Origin of the sequence: Bacillus sp. HNG, from assembly GCF_003400205.1 — a bacterium.
GTDB lineage: Bacteria > Bacillota > Bacilli > Bacillales > Bacillaceae_L > Ferdinandcohnia.
Map to the genome: position 1 here is coordinate 108,131 of NZ_QUQV01000004.1, position 14,291 is coordinate 122,421.

Annotated in this window: 15 protein-coding genes; 12 read left to right on the plus strand and 3 right to left on the minus strand. The window is 40.4% G+C overall.

Going from position 1 to position 14,291, the window contains the following annotated elements; all coding sequences use genetic code 11:
- Positions 1–480 precede the first annotated feature (480 nt).
- The 5 genes from DZB84_RS09305 to DZB84_RS09325 all read left to right on the plus strand — a co-directional run bounded on the left by DZB84_RS09305 (position 481) and on the right by DZB84_RS09325 (position 6,005).
- The gene (locus DZB84_RS09305; RefSeq protein ID WP_116351982.1) at positions 481–1,767 is read left to right on the plus strand and encodes a UDP-N-acetylglucosamine 1-carboxyvinyltransferase; all 1,287 of its coding nucleotides are present in this window, start codon (positions 481–483) and stop codon (positions 1,765–1,767) included.
- A 355-nt stretch (positions 1,768–2,122) separates the two neighbouring features.
- Entirely contained in the window at positions 2,123–3,085 is a 963-nt protein-coding gene (gene glpX, locus DZB84_RS09310) for a class II fructose-bisphosphatase (RefSeq protein WP_116351983.1), read from the plus strand.
- A 430-nt stretch (positions 3,086–3,515) separates the two neighbouring features.
- Entirely contained in the window at positions 3,516–4,808 is a 1,293-nt protein-coding gene (rho, locus tag DZB84_RS09315) for a transcription termination factor Rho (protein WP_116351984.1), read from the plus strand.
- A gap of 203 nt (positions 4,809–5,011) precedes the next feature.
- Positions 5,012–5,212 (plus strand): 50S ribosomal protein L31, encoded by a 201-nt coding sequence (rpmE, locus tag DZB84_RS09320; RefSeq protein ID WP_116351985.1) that lies wholly within the window; start codon positions 5,012–5,014, stop codon positions 5,210–5,212.
- A gap of 172 nt (positions 5,213–5,384) precedes the next feature.
- Complete coding sequence (locus DZB84_RS09325; RefSeq protein WP_116351986.1) at positions 5,385–6,005, plus strand: thymidine kinase; 621 nt, start codon at positions 5,385–5,387, stop codon at positions 6,003–6,005.
- A gap of 64 nt (positions 6,006–6,069) precedes the next feature.
- Here DZB84_RS09325 and DZB84_RS09330 read toward each other — a convergent pair whose 3' ends face one another.
- On the minus strand, positions 6,070–6,585 hold the full coding sequence (locus DZB84_RS09330) for a MerR family transcriptional regulator (protein ID WP_189655200.1): 516 nt from the start codon (positions 6,583–6,585) through the stop codon (positions 6,070–6,072).
- Positions 6,586–6,993: 408 nt separating this feature from the next.
- Here DZB84_RS09330 and prfA point away from each other — a divergent pair, with 408 nt between their 5' ends.
- Positions 6,994–8,061, plus strand: a complete 1,068-nt coding sequence (gene prfA / locus DZB84_RS09335; RefSeq protein ID WP_189655201.1) for a peptide chain release factor 1 — start codon at positions 6,994–6,996, stop codon at positions 8,059–8,061.
- Positions 8,061–8,930: a peptide chain release factor N(5)-glutamine methyltransferase gene (gene prmC / locus DZB84_RS09340; RefSeq protein WP_116351989.1), complete on the plus strand. Its 870-nt coding sequence runs from the start codon at positions 8,061–8,063 to the stop codon at positions 8,928–8,930. The genes prfA and prmC overlap by 1 nt, the downstream gene beginning before the upstream one ends.
- Before the next feature lie 426 nt (positions 8,931–9,356).
- Here the strand turns inward: prmC and DZB84_RS09345 are convergent, their stop codons facing one another.
- Positions 9,357–9,830 carry a hypothetical protein gene (locus DZB84_RS09345; protein ID WP_116351990.1) on the minus strand — a complete coding sequence of 158 codons (474 nt, stop codon included), beginning with the start codon at positions 9,828–9,830 and terminating at the stop codon, positions 9,357–9,359.
- Positions 9,827–10,036, minus strand: coding sequence for a helix-turn-helix transcriptional regulator (locus DZB84_RS09350; RefSeq protein ID WP_116351991.1), 210 nt, complete (start codon positions 10,034–10,036; stop codon positions 9,827–9,829). Before DZB84_RS09350 ends, DZB84_RS09345 begins: the two co-directional genes overlap by 4 nt.
- A 419-nt stretch (positions 10,037–10,455) precedes the next feature.
- Between DZB84_RS09350 and spoIIR the strand changes: the two genes are divergently transcribed.
- From spoIIR to DZB84_RS09380, 5 genes are all read left to right on the plus strand, one after another.
- Positions 10,456–11,130 carry a stage II sporulation protein R gene (spoIIR, locus tag DZB84_RS09360; protein ID WP_116351993.1) on the plus strand — a complete coding sequence of 225 codons (675 nt, stop codon included), beginning with the start codon at positions 10,456–10,458 and terminating at the stop codon, positions 11,128–11,130.
- A gap of 77 nt (positions 11,131–11,207) precedes the next feature.
- Positions 11,208–11,654: a GNAT family N-acetyltransferase gene (locus tag DZB84_RS09365; protein WP_116351994.1), complete on the plus strand. Its 447-nt coding sequence runs from the start codon at positions 11,208–11,210 to the stop codon at positions 11,652–11,654.
- Positions 11,655–12,005: 351 nt separating this feature from the next.
- On the plus strand, positions 12,006–13,049 hold the full coding sequence (locus DZB84_RS09370) for an L-threonylcarbamoyladenylate synthase (RefSeq protein ID WP_116351995.1): 1,044 nt from the start codon (positions 12,006–12,008) through the stop codon (positions 13,047–13,049).
- 71 nt (positions 13,050–13,120) lie between these two features.
- Entirely contained in the window at positions 13,121–13,684 is a 564-nt protein-coding gene (locus DZB84_RS09375; RefSeq protein ID WP_116351996.1) for a manganese efflux pump MntP, read from the plus strand.
- 169 nt (positions 13,685–13,853) lie between these two features.
- Positions 13,854–14,285: a low molecular weight protein arginine phosphatase gene (locus DZB84_RS09380; RefSeq protein WP_116351997.1), complete on the plus strand. Its 432-nt coding sequence runs from the start codon at positions 13,854–13,856 to the stop codon at positions 14,283–14,285.
- Positions 14,286–14,291 lie beyond the last annotated feature (6 nt).

The following is a 14,291-nucleotide window of genomic DNA, read 5'->3' on the forward strand; positions in this document are numbered from 1 at the left end:
CATAAAAAAGTGGAAGGAGCTGATTTGTGTCTTTTACCCAATCATTTTCAAACTAGATGAACGTAGCAACGTAGATAGTAGAGACCTTCAACAAGATTCACTTCAATTGCACTAAACTTCACGTAAAACGATATCTCAAAACTAAAAAGAAAAAAGTATAACCTAAGTCCTATGGAGTTTTCCCTAAAGAAATATCTTTAGTGGGTTTATTTGATTGTTTTTGTTAAAAGGTATACAATGATACATGATTTTTATATTTTTGTGTAAACATAGAATGAATACTTGTACAAACATGCAATAAATTTATGTTAAAATATACCAACTTGAGTGAAGTGCCCTATGTTTTATTTAAGGTAAATAAGGGAATAGAACTGCCTAACAAGCTAGATTTCATCCAGGAGTAATCGTCGGATAGCGTCTACCCGTGGCAATTCGAGGTTTCCCTTACTAACCGTCATCTTCGCTAGAAGGGAGCCACATATGGAAAAACTTAAAATAGCAGGCGGTTATCCACTGAAAGGATCTGTAAAAATCAGTGGGGCGAAGAATAGTGCAGTTGCCCTCATTCCAGCAACAATCCTTGCAGAAACGCCAGTTACAATTGAGGGTCTTCCTGATATTTCAGACGTGCAAATTTTAGGTGATTTGCTTGAAGAAATCGGGGGCCATGTCGAGATAACTAAAGAAGAAATTTATGTTGACCCAACTAATATTGTGTCAATGCCATTACCGAACGGAAAAGTAAAAAAGCTTCGCGCGTCCTACTACTTAATGGGTGCGATGCTCGGTCGCTTTAAAAAGGCTGTAATTGGTTTGCCGGGTGGTTGTCACTTAGGTCCAAGACCAATTGACCAACATATTAAGGGCTTTGAAGCACTGGGTGCAAAAGTGACGAACGAACAAGGTGCAATATATCTTCGTGCAGATGAGCTAAGAGGTGCTCGTATATACCTTGACGTTGTAAGTGTTGGTGCAACCATTAATATCATGCTGGCAGCAGTGCGTGCAAAAGGACGTACGATTATTGAAAATGCCGCGAAAGAGCCCGAGATTATCGATGTTGCGACATTATTAACAAGTATGGGTGCAAAAATTAAAGGTGCCGGTACAGATGTCATCCGTATTGATGGCGTTGATTCCTTACAGGGTTGCCGCCATACCATTATTCCGGACCGTATCGAAGCAGGTACATATATGATTATTGGAGCCGCGATGGGTGAAGGAGTATTAATTGATAACGTGATCCCACTTCACTTAGAATCCTTGATTGCCAAGTTCCGTGAAATGGGTGTAACTGTTGAAACAAGCGACGATCAAATTTGGGTCGCCGGCAATAAAGATTTGAAAGCTGTTGATATTAAAACACTTGTGTATCCCGGTTTCCCAACGGATCTTCAACAGCCTTTTACATCCCTACTAACAAAAGCAAGTGGAACAGGTGTTGTCACAGATACAATTTATGGCGCGAGATTTAAGCATATCGACGAGCTACGTCGGATGAATGCACAAATTAAAGTTGAAGGTCGTTCAGCCATTGTCACTGGGCCTGTTCAACTCCAAGGTGCAAAAGTGAAAGCAAGTGACTTACGTGCAGGTGCTTCACTTGTTGTTGCTGGCCTCATGGCAGAAGGTGTAACAGAAATTACAGGTCTAGAGCATATCGACCGTGGATATAGCCATTTAGAAGAAAAACTAACAGGATTAGGCGCTACCATTTGGAGAGAAAGCTTAACAGAAGATGAAATTGAGCAACTGCAAAATTCATAATTGAGTAATAATATATAAACTCCCACTACAAAAAGTGGGAGTTTTCATGTATCCTTAAGAAGAAAAGTGCAAGCGAGCGTTTAGCGACGTATGGACTGAGGCCCACACGATGTGGGTCACACAGACGTTGCCACAGGACGTGGTGTTTTTAGTCTGTGTTCCTTAAGGAGATAAAGGAAACACGAAGCGCACAGCGGTTCGATGTTGAGCTTATCGTACGAAGGGTGAGGGAAGTCTCGCTAGTCGCTGCGAGCTGGAGCTAGACAGATGGGAAAGTAAAGAGAAAACGTTTTTATGATATGAGAATGATAAACATACGGCAGAAAGAGACTACTACCAGCTAGGGGGAAGGATCATGGAAAGAAGCTTATCAATGGAGCTTGTACGTGTAACCGAAGCAGCCGCATTGGCATCAGCTCGTTGGATGGGTCGAGGTAAAAAAGACGAAGCAGATGGTGCAGCAACATCCGCGATGAGAGATGTATTCGACACAATCCCAATGAAGGGACAAGTTGTTATCGGAGAAGGAGAAATGGATGAAGCCCCAATGCTTTATATAGGTGAAAAGCTTGGGAATGGCTACGGACCAAGAGTGGACGTTGCAGTCGATCCGCTTGAAGGAACCAATATTTTAGCATCCGGCGGATGGAATGCGCTTTCTGTTTTGGCGGTTGCCGATCATGGGAATTTGCTGCATGCTCCAGACATGTATATGGATAAAATTGCAGTGGGTCCTGAAGCAGTCGGGTTAATTGATATCAACGCACCGATTATCGATAACCTAAAAGCAGTCGCGAACGCAAAAAACAAGGATATTGAAGACGTTGTGGCAACTGTCTTAAATCGTCCGAGACATGAGCATATCATCGCACAGCTACGTGAAGCAGGAGCTCGTATTAAATTAATTAATGACGGTGATGTTGCAGGTGCCATTAACACAGCCTTCGATCATACTGGTGTAGACATTTTATTTGGGTCAGGTGGTGCTCCTGAAGGTGTGTTATCAGCGGTTGCATTGAAATGTTTAGGTGGCGAAATTCAAGGAAAACTTCTTCCGCAAAACGATGAAGAGATTGCCCGTTGTATAAAGATGGGACTAGATGTTACAAAGGTTCTTCGTATGGAAGATTTAGTCAGCGGTGACGATGCCATTTTTGCAGCAACGGGTGTCACAGACGGAGAGCTTTTACGCGGTGTTCAATTTAAAGGCTCAATCGGCACCACTCATTCTCTGGTTATGCGTGCAAAATCTGGAACTGTTAGATTCATAGATGGAAGACATAGCTTGAAGAAAAAGCCAAATTTAGTAATTAAATAGAGTAGAGGCGAGTCTTTGTACTCGCTTCTCTTTATAAAACAAGGACTTTACCACGAAAACGTCATAACTCTATCAAAATAAGGGTATTGATTAAAAATACGAGAATAGGGTAAAATAAAGAAGAATAGACTGGTCATTATACTTCTTAAAAATTCAAAATAAGGGATTTCCTTTGCACAACCGCAACGCGGTTAAAACTTCAATGCAATCCTCAAAATGCTTCTAAATCATTCCATCCATATCTATCCATATAAAATGTTTCATAGTGTCTCTTTATTTCTGAGAGGAGAAAGTACGAAAACGCTTTTATATGATGGAGAATGAACCAATCAAATGTGAATTGGTGTATCTGCTAAAAAGTGTTAAGCGAATCAATTGGAAAGCATTACGAGAAATCGAAATAAACTAAAAATCAAAGAGTGGTGTACGAATGAGTATTACAATTTCAAGCTTGGAAAACATGAAGCTAAAAGAATTATATGAATTAGCGCGTGAATATAAGGTTTCCTACTACAGCAAATTAACGAAAAAAGAGTTAATTTTTGCGATTTTAAAAGCGCGCGCTGAGCAGGATGGCCTTTTATTTATGGAGGGTGTCCTTGAGATTATCCAATCAGAAGGATTCGGATTTCTTCGCCCAATCAACTATTCCCCATCTTCAGAGGATATCTACATTTCAGCCTCCCAAATCCGTCGTTTTGACCTACGAAATGGGGATAAGGTTTCAGGTAAGGTACGTCCTCCAAAAGAAAATGAGCGCTATTATGGTCTTCTACACGTAGAGGCTGTAAACGGGGATGACCCAGAATCTGCAAAGGAACGTGTTCACTTTCCTGGTTTAACACCTCTATATCCAGATCGCCAAGTGATCTTAGAGACAAAGCCAAACCATATTTCAACACGAATTATGGATATTCTAGCACCAGTTGGTTTCGGTCAGCGTGGGCTAATCGTGGCGCCTCCAAAGGCTGGTAAAACAATGCTGATAAAGGAAATTGCAAACAGCATTACAACTAACCATCCAGAGGCTGAATTGATTGTTCTATTAATCGATGAGCGTCCGGAAGAGGTTACAGATATTGAACGTTCAGTAGCAGGTGATGTGGTAAGTTCCACATTCGATGAAGTGCCAGAAAACCATATAAAGGTTGCGGAACTCGTGCTTGAAAGAGCGATGCGCCTTGTTGAGCACAAACGTGACGTGATCATTCTAATGGATAGTATCACACGTCTTGCAAGAGCTTATAACCTTGTAATTCCTCCAAGTGGGCGTACGCTATCAGGGGGGATAGACCCTGCCGCATTCCACCGTCCAAAGCGTTTCTTCGGTGCAGCAAGAAATATCGAAGAGGGTGGAAGCTTAACAATCCTAGCGACTGCACTGGTTGATACAGGCTCTCGTATGGATGATGTCATCTATGAGGAATTCAAGGGTACTGGTAACATGGAGCTCCACTTGGATCGCTCACTTGCTGAGAGACGAATTTTCCCTGCCATCGATATTCGTCGCTCTGGTACACGTAAAGAAGAGCTTCTAATCGAAAAAGAAAACCTCGATAAAATCTGGGCAATCCGTAAAGCAATGTCAGATCAACCAGATTTTGCGGAGAAATTTTTACGTAAACTTAAGCAAACTAAAACAAATGCAGAGTTCTTTGAAATGCTTGAAGCAGAAAAGAAAGCGGCAATTGCTCGAAGAAGCAGCAGTAGACCTGAGGCATAAGAAGTATGTGGTGACGTGAGTCCGCGCTGAAATTCATGCTGGAAAAATTAACGTTTTTTAACAGCAGGATTAAGTTGCAATTCATGGCTTCACTTGTTATAATTTCAACATGTGCGTTTTAGGTTTTCGAAATTGTACATGCAATTTTGCTAAAACGTAACTCTGTTTCGATCAATGATTCAGGGCGGAAGGAGATGAGACGAATGAAATCAGGAATTCATCCAAACTATAAAAAAGTTATGGTGAAATGTGCTTGTGGAAATGAATTTGAATCTGGTTCTGTAAAAGAGGAGATACGCGTTGAGGTATGCTCAGAGTGTCACCCATTCTATACAGGCCGTCAAAAATTCGCTGATGCAGGTGGACGTGTAGATAAATTCAACAAAAAATACGGTATTAAATAATATCGATTTTGAAAAGCCAAAAACAGGCAAGTTTTTTCTTCTTGCCTGTTTTTTGTGCTACTAGACTTATTTTTCTCGCATTTATTTTAACCTCATATCAATAATCCTCATACTTACGGTCAAAAGTTGACTCAATAATAGTAACAACCGAGGAAAGGAAGGACCAAGTTTCATGTATATTATGAAGCAAAGTGGCTGGCTTGAAGTAATTTGTGGAAGCATGTTTTCAGGAAAATCCGAAGAGTTGATTCGACGTGTTCGTCGTACTGAATTTGCCAGACAATCTGTTCAGGTATTTAAGCCTCAAATTGATAATCGATATAGTGATAATTCTGTTGTGTCTCACAATGGGACATCCTTTGTCGCAATTCCAGTGGTAAGCTCTGCTGACATTTTAGAAGAAGTATCTGCTGATACAGATGTTGTCGCGATCGACGAAGTGCAATTTTTCGATGATGAGATCGTAGAAGTTGTCCAAATTCTTGCAAACCGTGGCCACCGCGTCATCGTTGCAGGCTTAGACCAAGACTTCCGCGGTGAACCGTTTGGAAAAGTTCCAGAATTACTTTCTTTAGCTGAGTTGGTTACAAAATTACAGGCTGTTTGCTCTGTATGTGGATCTCCCTCAAGCAGAACACAGCGTTTAATCAATGGAAAACCAGCCTCTTATGATGATCCAGTAATTTTAGTCGGTGCTTCTGAGTCATACGAGCCTCGTTGTCGCCATCATCATGAAGTACCAGGGAAACCACTATTAAAGGCAGTTGCACAAAAGGATACAATGAAGTTATAAAGCGCTCCGAGTGGGTGCTTTTTGCTATTTGTGCATGAAAAAAGACCAGGCTGTTCTTCCTGATCTAAAATAGAAACCCAAGTACTTTTTTACGTTTTCTTGACCCTTCTACTTTTTCAAGGGAAATGGCTGTTTGTTTTTGAAGCTCTTCTTTTTCCCTTTCGAGCTGCTCGATATAGGCTTCCATTTTCTGCATTCTTTTTTGTAGCTCATCGATTTCTTTGCGATGCTGCAGTAGCTGGTAGGATACTACATCACTTGCTTTTTCCTCGATTCGCCTTTCGTTCTCTTTAATCCGTTCCATGATCGTGTTTAATTTATCTGAAAGAGTTTTTTCTGAAGCTTGTACCATTTTCCGTACAGTCCCCTTCCTAGGTTCTGGTGGTGATAGTTTGATTTTATCAAAAGGGACCCCAGATTTCACTTGATTCCGTATCTCTTCGAATAATGGAAGGTCGATTTCCTCAAATACATAGTGCCCATATTCATTTTTTTTACATGGTATTTCAAAGTTTTTTATCCACTTCCGGACGCTTTTAGTTGAAACACCCAGTTTTTTTGCAAACTCCGCAGTATTCACACCAATCATTCCCCCTAGTTTTCCTCTTCTTCTCCTAAGCTTCAATGTTCACCGATTCTTTGTATAGTAGTACGATTCTCCCTATTCAATGTAAAATCCTGCCGGGTAGACAAAACTAGTACCTTTTCGTCAAAGAAAGAAGCAAACCTACAGAAAACCTGCTATTCGACAGCGAAATATGAAGGAATTAAGTTTTAAAAGGTAAGTGCAAATCGAACGACGCCGGAATGCCACCGACTTTCATGAAAAAATAAACTGGCGACAGTCTAGAAAACGGAAGTACCCTAACTTTCTAAAATGTTCAAATGAGTATCGACAAACATTCATACTTCCGTAATTTGCTTTGACCTATATGGGTACCCTATACTATAATTATACTGTTATGGACTAAATTTTGAGGTGAAGAGCGTGTTCGATCGTTTAGAGGCTGTTGAAGCTCGTTATGAAAAATTAAATGAACTATTAAGTGATCCAGATATCGTTAGTGATACAACAAAGCTACGTGAATATTCAAAAGAACAATCAGATATACAAGAAACCGTTGAGAAATATAGAGAGTACAAAGAGGTTAAAGAACAGTTAACCGATGCGAAAGCGATGCTTGAAGAAAAGCTCGATGCCGAAATGCGTGAAATGGTGAAGGAAGAAATTAATGAACTTGAGGACCAAATGGAGGAGCTTGAGGAGCGTCTTCATGTACTCTTATTGCCGAAGGATCCAAACGATGACAAAAACGTTATCATGGAAATACGCGGTGCTGCAGGTGGAGATGAGGCTGCGTTATTTGCTGGGGACCTTTATCGCATGTACAGCCGCTTTGCTGAGCACCAAGGTTGGAAGACTGAAGTTATGGATGCCAACACAACAGGTGTTGGTGGATATAAAGAGATCATTTTTATGATTTCCGGAAAAGGTGCTTATTCGAAATTGAAATTTGAAAATGGGGCACATCGTGTACAACGTGTTCCTGAAACGGAGTCAGGCGGACGTATCCACACATCAACCGCAACTGTAGCGGTATTACCTGAAGCAGAAGAGGTTGAAGTTGAAATTCACGAAAAAGATATTCGTGTGGATACATTTGCATCCAGTGGACCAGGGGGACAAAGTGTTAACACCACAATGTCGGCGGTTCGTTTAACGCATTTGCCAACTGGAACTGTGGTTTCCTGTCAGGATGAGAAATCCCAAATTAAAAATAAGGAAAAAGCAATGAAAGTATTGCGTGCACGTGTTTATGATAAGTTTCAACAAGAAGCACAAGCAGAATACGACCAAAACCGTAAGCAAGCCGTAGGAACAGGTGACCGTTCTGAGCGTATCCGTACGTACAATTTCCCACAAAACCGTGTAACTGACCACCGCATTGGGTTGACCATTCAAAAGCTTGATCAAATTCTAACTGGGAAGCTTGATGAAGTGATCGATGCACTAATCATGGAAGACCAAGCTAGAAAAATGGAGCAAGCTGAATAATGGCGGAATTTCAAAAAATATTCGAAGCCCTCAAATGGGCTTCTTCTTTTTTACGGGAAAATGGTCGGGACGAAAATATTGCAGAAATGCTGTTGTGTCATTATCTGGGGATGAGTAGAGCAAAGCTACTCGGAGAACTACGTGAGGAACTAGATGGTGCTGTGAAAGAAAAGTTTGTGGCAGCTGTTGATAAGGTTGTGAGTGGGGTTCCGGTTCAACACATTATTGGCTATGAGGAGTTTTACGGGCGTAGATTTACGGTAAATGAGGAAGTTTTAATTCCGAGACCTGAGACTGAAGAGCTGGTTCAAGGGTTGCTTGCGAAAATTAAGCGTTTATTCGGTACAACCGAAGGAATTAAGGTCGTGGATGTGGGAACAGGAAGTGGCGCGATTTCGATTACGCTTGCTCTTGAAAATGAGCACCTTAACGTAATGACAGTTGATATAGCGAAGGCTTCTATAGATGTGGCGAAGGAAAATGCGAACCGATTAGGTGCGGAAGTAACGTTTTTTGAAGGAGATTTATTAGGACCGTTAATGGATAAAGGATTGAAGGTTGATATAGTCGTTTCGAATCCACCATATATTCCAGAAGAAGATATTCCGACTTTGTCGATTGTAGTGAAGGACCATGAACCACTCCGTGCTTTAGTTGGTGGTCAGGATGGCCTAGATTTTTATCGTAGATTTATGAAGGAAATTCCACTTGTATTGAAAGAAAAAGGAATTGTAGCCTTTGAAGTCGGGATTGGGCAAGGTGAGTCTGTTGCAAGCATGTTGCGAGATACTTTTCCTAGGGCAACGGTAGAGGTCGTTAACGATATCAACGGCAAAGACCGAATGGTGTTTGCGGAAATAGGTTTTTAGAAAAGGCTTGGATCTGATTAAATAAATGACGTGTGAATTGTCACACGTCATTTTCCTGTTTTTAACCTTACATACAATTAACGCCTAACAATGAACAATGAAAAAAATGGGTCAAAACTTCTAAGCATCTACCTTTACCAGGTTACGAACCCAGGTAGTTGAATAGACGGAAAAATTTCGCCTAATCTGTAAAAATCACCGAAAATAGCCATAATAGACGGAGAGATTCCGCTTATGACTTTAAAAATATGGTATAGAAGGGTTTTTGCTTTGGATTACCGGAAATCCTCCGCTTTTTCAGCATTTCCCCATTTATGGCAAGACAACTCACCAATTGCTGGACCGCGAATCTACGACATTTATTTTAAGAAAACACCTCAAAACGGAACCCCTTAGGACGTGATCCCAAGATGAATCATCAGCGGTTTAGTAGTTCCGCTTCCACGAAATAAAATAAACGATCATCTGAATCAACGGAAATAGCAGTAGTAAGATAATTGGATAATATGGTACAGAATCTGAGATGAACGGATAGACAAAAAATAGGGCAGTGATGATTGGAAATGTGTACCACATACTAATATAAGAAGCCCGACATGCTTTTCCGGTGAGTTCCTTTTCACGCTCATCTCCTTCTTCAAATTCGACTGGTAAAAGAAATGCACTTTTCCATGATTTGCGTTTCTTCTTCAGTTGTGGAACCATAATGGCTGAAAAAATAATTCCTACTACGATTGCAATGAACGTGGGTAACATGTTAATTTCAACGGTCCAAGGTGGTTCTTGATTGGTTTTTACAATCTCAGCAAAGGCTAAATGTGCGTAATACATCGTTGAAAATGCCCAACCCAAAAGTGCGATCGAAATAATTGAATACACCACATTACGAAAAATACTCATTTTTCCTCATCCTCCAAATAAAATATTTCTTCAATTGGCAAGTTAAACGTTTGTGCGATGTTCATTGCGAGTAGTAGGGAAGGGATATAGCTTCCTTTTTCCATTGCGACGATTGTTTGCCGTGTTACATTGACCTTTTCAGCTAGTGCGCCTTGTGTCAAACTGTGCTTTGCGCGGAGTTCCTTCACGCGGTTTTTAATCTCCATTTACAATATCCTCCAATTGTTTCTACACCCATTGTAAAGTAAACTATACATTTTGTAAAGTCAACTTGACATTTTATTTTTAAAAGTATGAAAATGCTCATTTCCAAAGGATTTTTGATTTTGAAATAGTATGATTTCCGCCCTGGTACTCGCTTCCGCGGGCGATCCGCAAGCCTCCTCGCTTCACTGCGGGGTCTCGCTTGGCTCGCTATTCCCGCAGGAGTCTCGTACCATCCGCTGGAAATCACATAAGGCCAATAATTACCATTTCCTTTGCACAAACTTATTCAGAAACAACAAAGTATACGAAAACAGCATGAAAAATACGCAAAAAAATAGTTTAATAGATTTTTCAAATTTGGTAGTTTAGGAATCTATATTCTTGGCAAGAATGGGTTGTGAAGGGATGGTGCTAGAAAGTGAGTAAACAAATTACGATTGTATCATTTATATTTTTACTGTTAATTGGGGCGAATAGCCATTTATTGATAAAAGAAACAAGTGCACAGGAGCCACAGGTAATTCCGGATGAAGCAATTCGGCTTCGGATTTTAGCCAATAGTGATTCCGATGAAGATCAGGCTTTAAAGCGCAAGGTACGTGACGCGGTAAATGCAGAGATTACGGAGTGGGTGGCAGAGTTAACTTCGATTGATGCGGCTAGAGATTTAATTCAAGAAGGACTACCAGAAATTGAAAAAATCGTAGCTAGTGTACTAGAAGAAGAAAATAGCAATCAATCCTATACAGTCGATTACGGACGTAATGTTCAGTTTCCAACAAAGCTTTATGGGCAATTCCTATATCCGGCCGGTGAGTATGAGGCAATTCTGATTTCATTAGGTGAAGCTGAAGGTGCAAATTGGTGGTGTGTGTTGTTCCCGCCTTTATGTTTCTTAGACTTCTCAACAGGTGATGCTATTGAAGCTTCTGATGAGGAAGGAAAAGATGTGGCGCTTGAGCAAAAGACTGAAAAGGAAGATAAGAAAGAAAAGAAGGACAAAGAAGACAAAGTAGATAAAGATGAAAATGACGAGGAAGAAGTCGAGGTCAAATTTTTCTTAGTTGAGTTTTTTACATCTTTATTTAGCTAAAAATCTAGCATTTAGTTCTATTTTTTAAGATACCTCATAGAGTAGTTACTAGGATAATGAAAGATGGGGTGGCGAAAATGAAGCAAATTAGAACGGCAAATGAGCAGGATATTGAAATGGTCTCTGCCTTTTTAGGACAAGCTGAAGTTAGTTCAGAAGGTATTGGTTCGATTATTGATCACTTTATTTTATTGGAGGATGATGAGCAAAAAATTCTTGCAACGTTAGGGATTGAAAGAATTGAGCAAGATGGATTGCTTCGATCGCTTGTCATTTCTCCGGGTGTAGATCAAACGAATTTATTAACTCTATTTAAAAGTGCGATTTCACTTGCAAAGCATAAGGAGTTAAATCGTCTGTTTTTAGCGACAAATAAACAAGCGTCGATTCAATTTTTTGCAATGCTTGGCTTCGAGCAAGTAGAGATCGATGGGCTTCCTGGCCATATTGAAAGCTCGAATCATATCTCACAGCTCCTTAAAAAGACTGATCCGATGTTCATGGTTTCGCAAATTGAAAAATAATAGTATTTTTAAACTCCCAAATGTGGATTGAATGTGCGCAAGTGGGGGTTTTTATTTTGGTTTTGTCATCAGATTGTGGATAATGTGGATAAACATAGGTTGTTAAAATGCAAAAAAATGTGATAATCTATGTGACATGATGAAAAATATGGGCTGTGGATGAAATATTTCCTCTTTGTGTGGGTTGTGGCAAAACTGGTTATATCCACATAATTATCCACATTTTAGAGTTTGTTATCCACAAAATGTGGATAACGCTTGTTTTCCACCACTTATAAACCTATACTTTTTTATATTACAATAATTAAAAAGTGACATTACTAAAGGATTTTTACATAGGAGTTGCGTTACATGGAAACAAAGCAATGGGTTGTGGATAAAAACCAACAAAATTTAGAAACTTATCCACAAATAATAGAAGCGGCAAGTCTTCTACAGAAAAATGAAGTGGTGGCTTTCCCGACAGAAACAGTGTATGGGCTTGGGGCAAATGCCTTATCAGATGAAGCTGTTTCGAAAATTTACGAGGCGAAGGGTCGTCCTAGTGATAATCCACTGATTGTCCACATCTCCACAATCGGGCAGCTACATAAAATTGTCCAGGAGATTCCTGAGCAGGCGGAGCGGATAATTGCGAAATTTTGGCCAGGTCCCCTAACACTTGTTTTAAAAAGAAAAGAAGATGCAGTTTCGAAAAAGGTGACAGCAGGACTTGAAACTGTAGCGGTACGAATGCCAAGTCATCCGGTTGCATTAGCTTTGATTTCCGCATCAGGTCTACCACTTGCTGCGCCGAGTGCAAATACTTCTGGCAAGCCAAGTCCGACACTGGCAAAGCATGTAGCTGATGATTTGACTGGTAAAATTGTGGGGATTCTTGATGGCGGAGCTACGGGTGTTGGATTGGAGTCAACTGTTCTGGATTGCACGGGTGAAGTACCTGTGATTCTACGACCAGGTGGAGTGACAAAGGAACAGCTTGAGGCAGTATGTGGTATCGTCGAGGTCGATAGGGCCATTTTAACAGAAGGCGAAGCACCGAAATCACCTGGAATGAAATATACACATTATGCGCCAACTGCACCTCTTACGATTGTGAATGGCCAAGTGGAATTTATCCAGTCTCTTGTAAAAGAAAAGCAGAACGAGGGGTTAAAGGTTGGAGTCCTGACAACGAAGGAGCGCGAAAATTCGTATGAAGCAGATAAAGTTATTGCTTGTGGTTCGCGTGAGGACTTGGAGTCAGTTGCTACTAGACTCTATGACGTGTTGCGCTTATTTGATGAAAGTGATGTCGATGTTATTTTTAGTGAGAGTTTTCCAAGTGAAGGCATCGGACAAGCAATCATGAATCGATTAACCAAGGCTGCAGGACATAAAATAATAACAGAATAATTGGGAAATCCTTCTTCTATTTCGATTTGTACATGCATATGTTGAAATAGGCACGTCCAAGGAGGTAGAAGATGGATATTACAGCATTTCTCGGAGAAATTATAACCTTATTTATCATGGCATTTGCTTTAGGAATGGACGCATTTTCCGTTGGGCTTGGAATGGGATTAATCCGGTTGAGGCTCAAGCAAATTTTTTCAATCGGGATCACCATTGGTCTGTTTCATATGTGGATGCCATTGGCGGGCATGATGATTGGACATTTTTTATCAGATACATTTGGAGCTATAGCAACCTATGTAGGCGGCGGATTGCTTTTATTTTTAGGCTTACAAATGATTATTTCTTCCTTCAAGGACGATGATCACCAGCGTATGATTACACCGGTTGGATTCGGCTTATTTATTTTTGCTTTAAGTGTGAGTTTAGATAGTTTTTCCGTCGGGCTTTCGCTAGGGATATATGGTGCAAAAACAGTCATGGTGATTCTCATGTTTGGGATCGTTAGTATGGTTCTTTCGTGGATCGGACTTCTATTAGGTCGAAAGGTCCAAAACTGGCTTGGTACATATAGTGAGGTTTTAGGTGGATGCATTCTCCTCGTCTTTGGGGTAAAATTACTATTTCCTTTATAGAAGGGTAAAATTATGACAAAACTGCGAGTGCGGGTGAAAATCCGTGCTCTTTTTTTAAATATTGGCTATATCTTTCATGTGAATCTCGATTATAATGGAATTATATCGAATTTTGTCTAAATATTTGGGTCGAAAGTAGCATGAAGGCAACGATGAAAAGGGTGATGAAATGAAACGTGTTTTATTTGTTTGCACAGGAAATACATGTAGAAGTCCGATGGCTGAAGCCATTTTACGAAAAAAGGCAGGCGAAAGCATTGAGGTCAAATCGGCGGGGATTTTTGCTAGTGACGGAAGTCCTGCTTCAACGAATACTGCCCATGTTTTACAGGAAAAGGGAATCGAGTGTCAGCATTCGTCTTCTTTATTAACGCAAGATCTTATAGAGTGGGCGACTTGTATTTTAACCATGACCAGTCATCATAAACAGGCAATCCTTCACAGTTTCCCGGAGGCTCAGGACAAGGTGTTTACATTAAAAGAGTATGTGGACAGCGATGGGGATGTTTCAGACCCTTTCGGTGGACCGGTTGACATTTATAGAGAAACGTATGCGGAACTCGAACCATTAATTGAAAAAGTACTTTCTAAACTAAAATAGATAAAT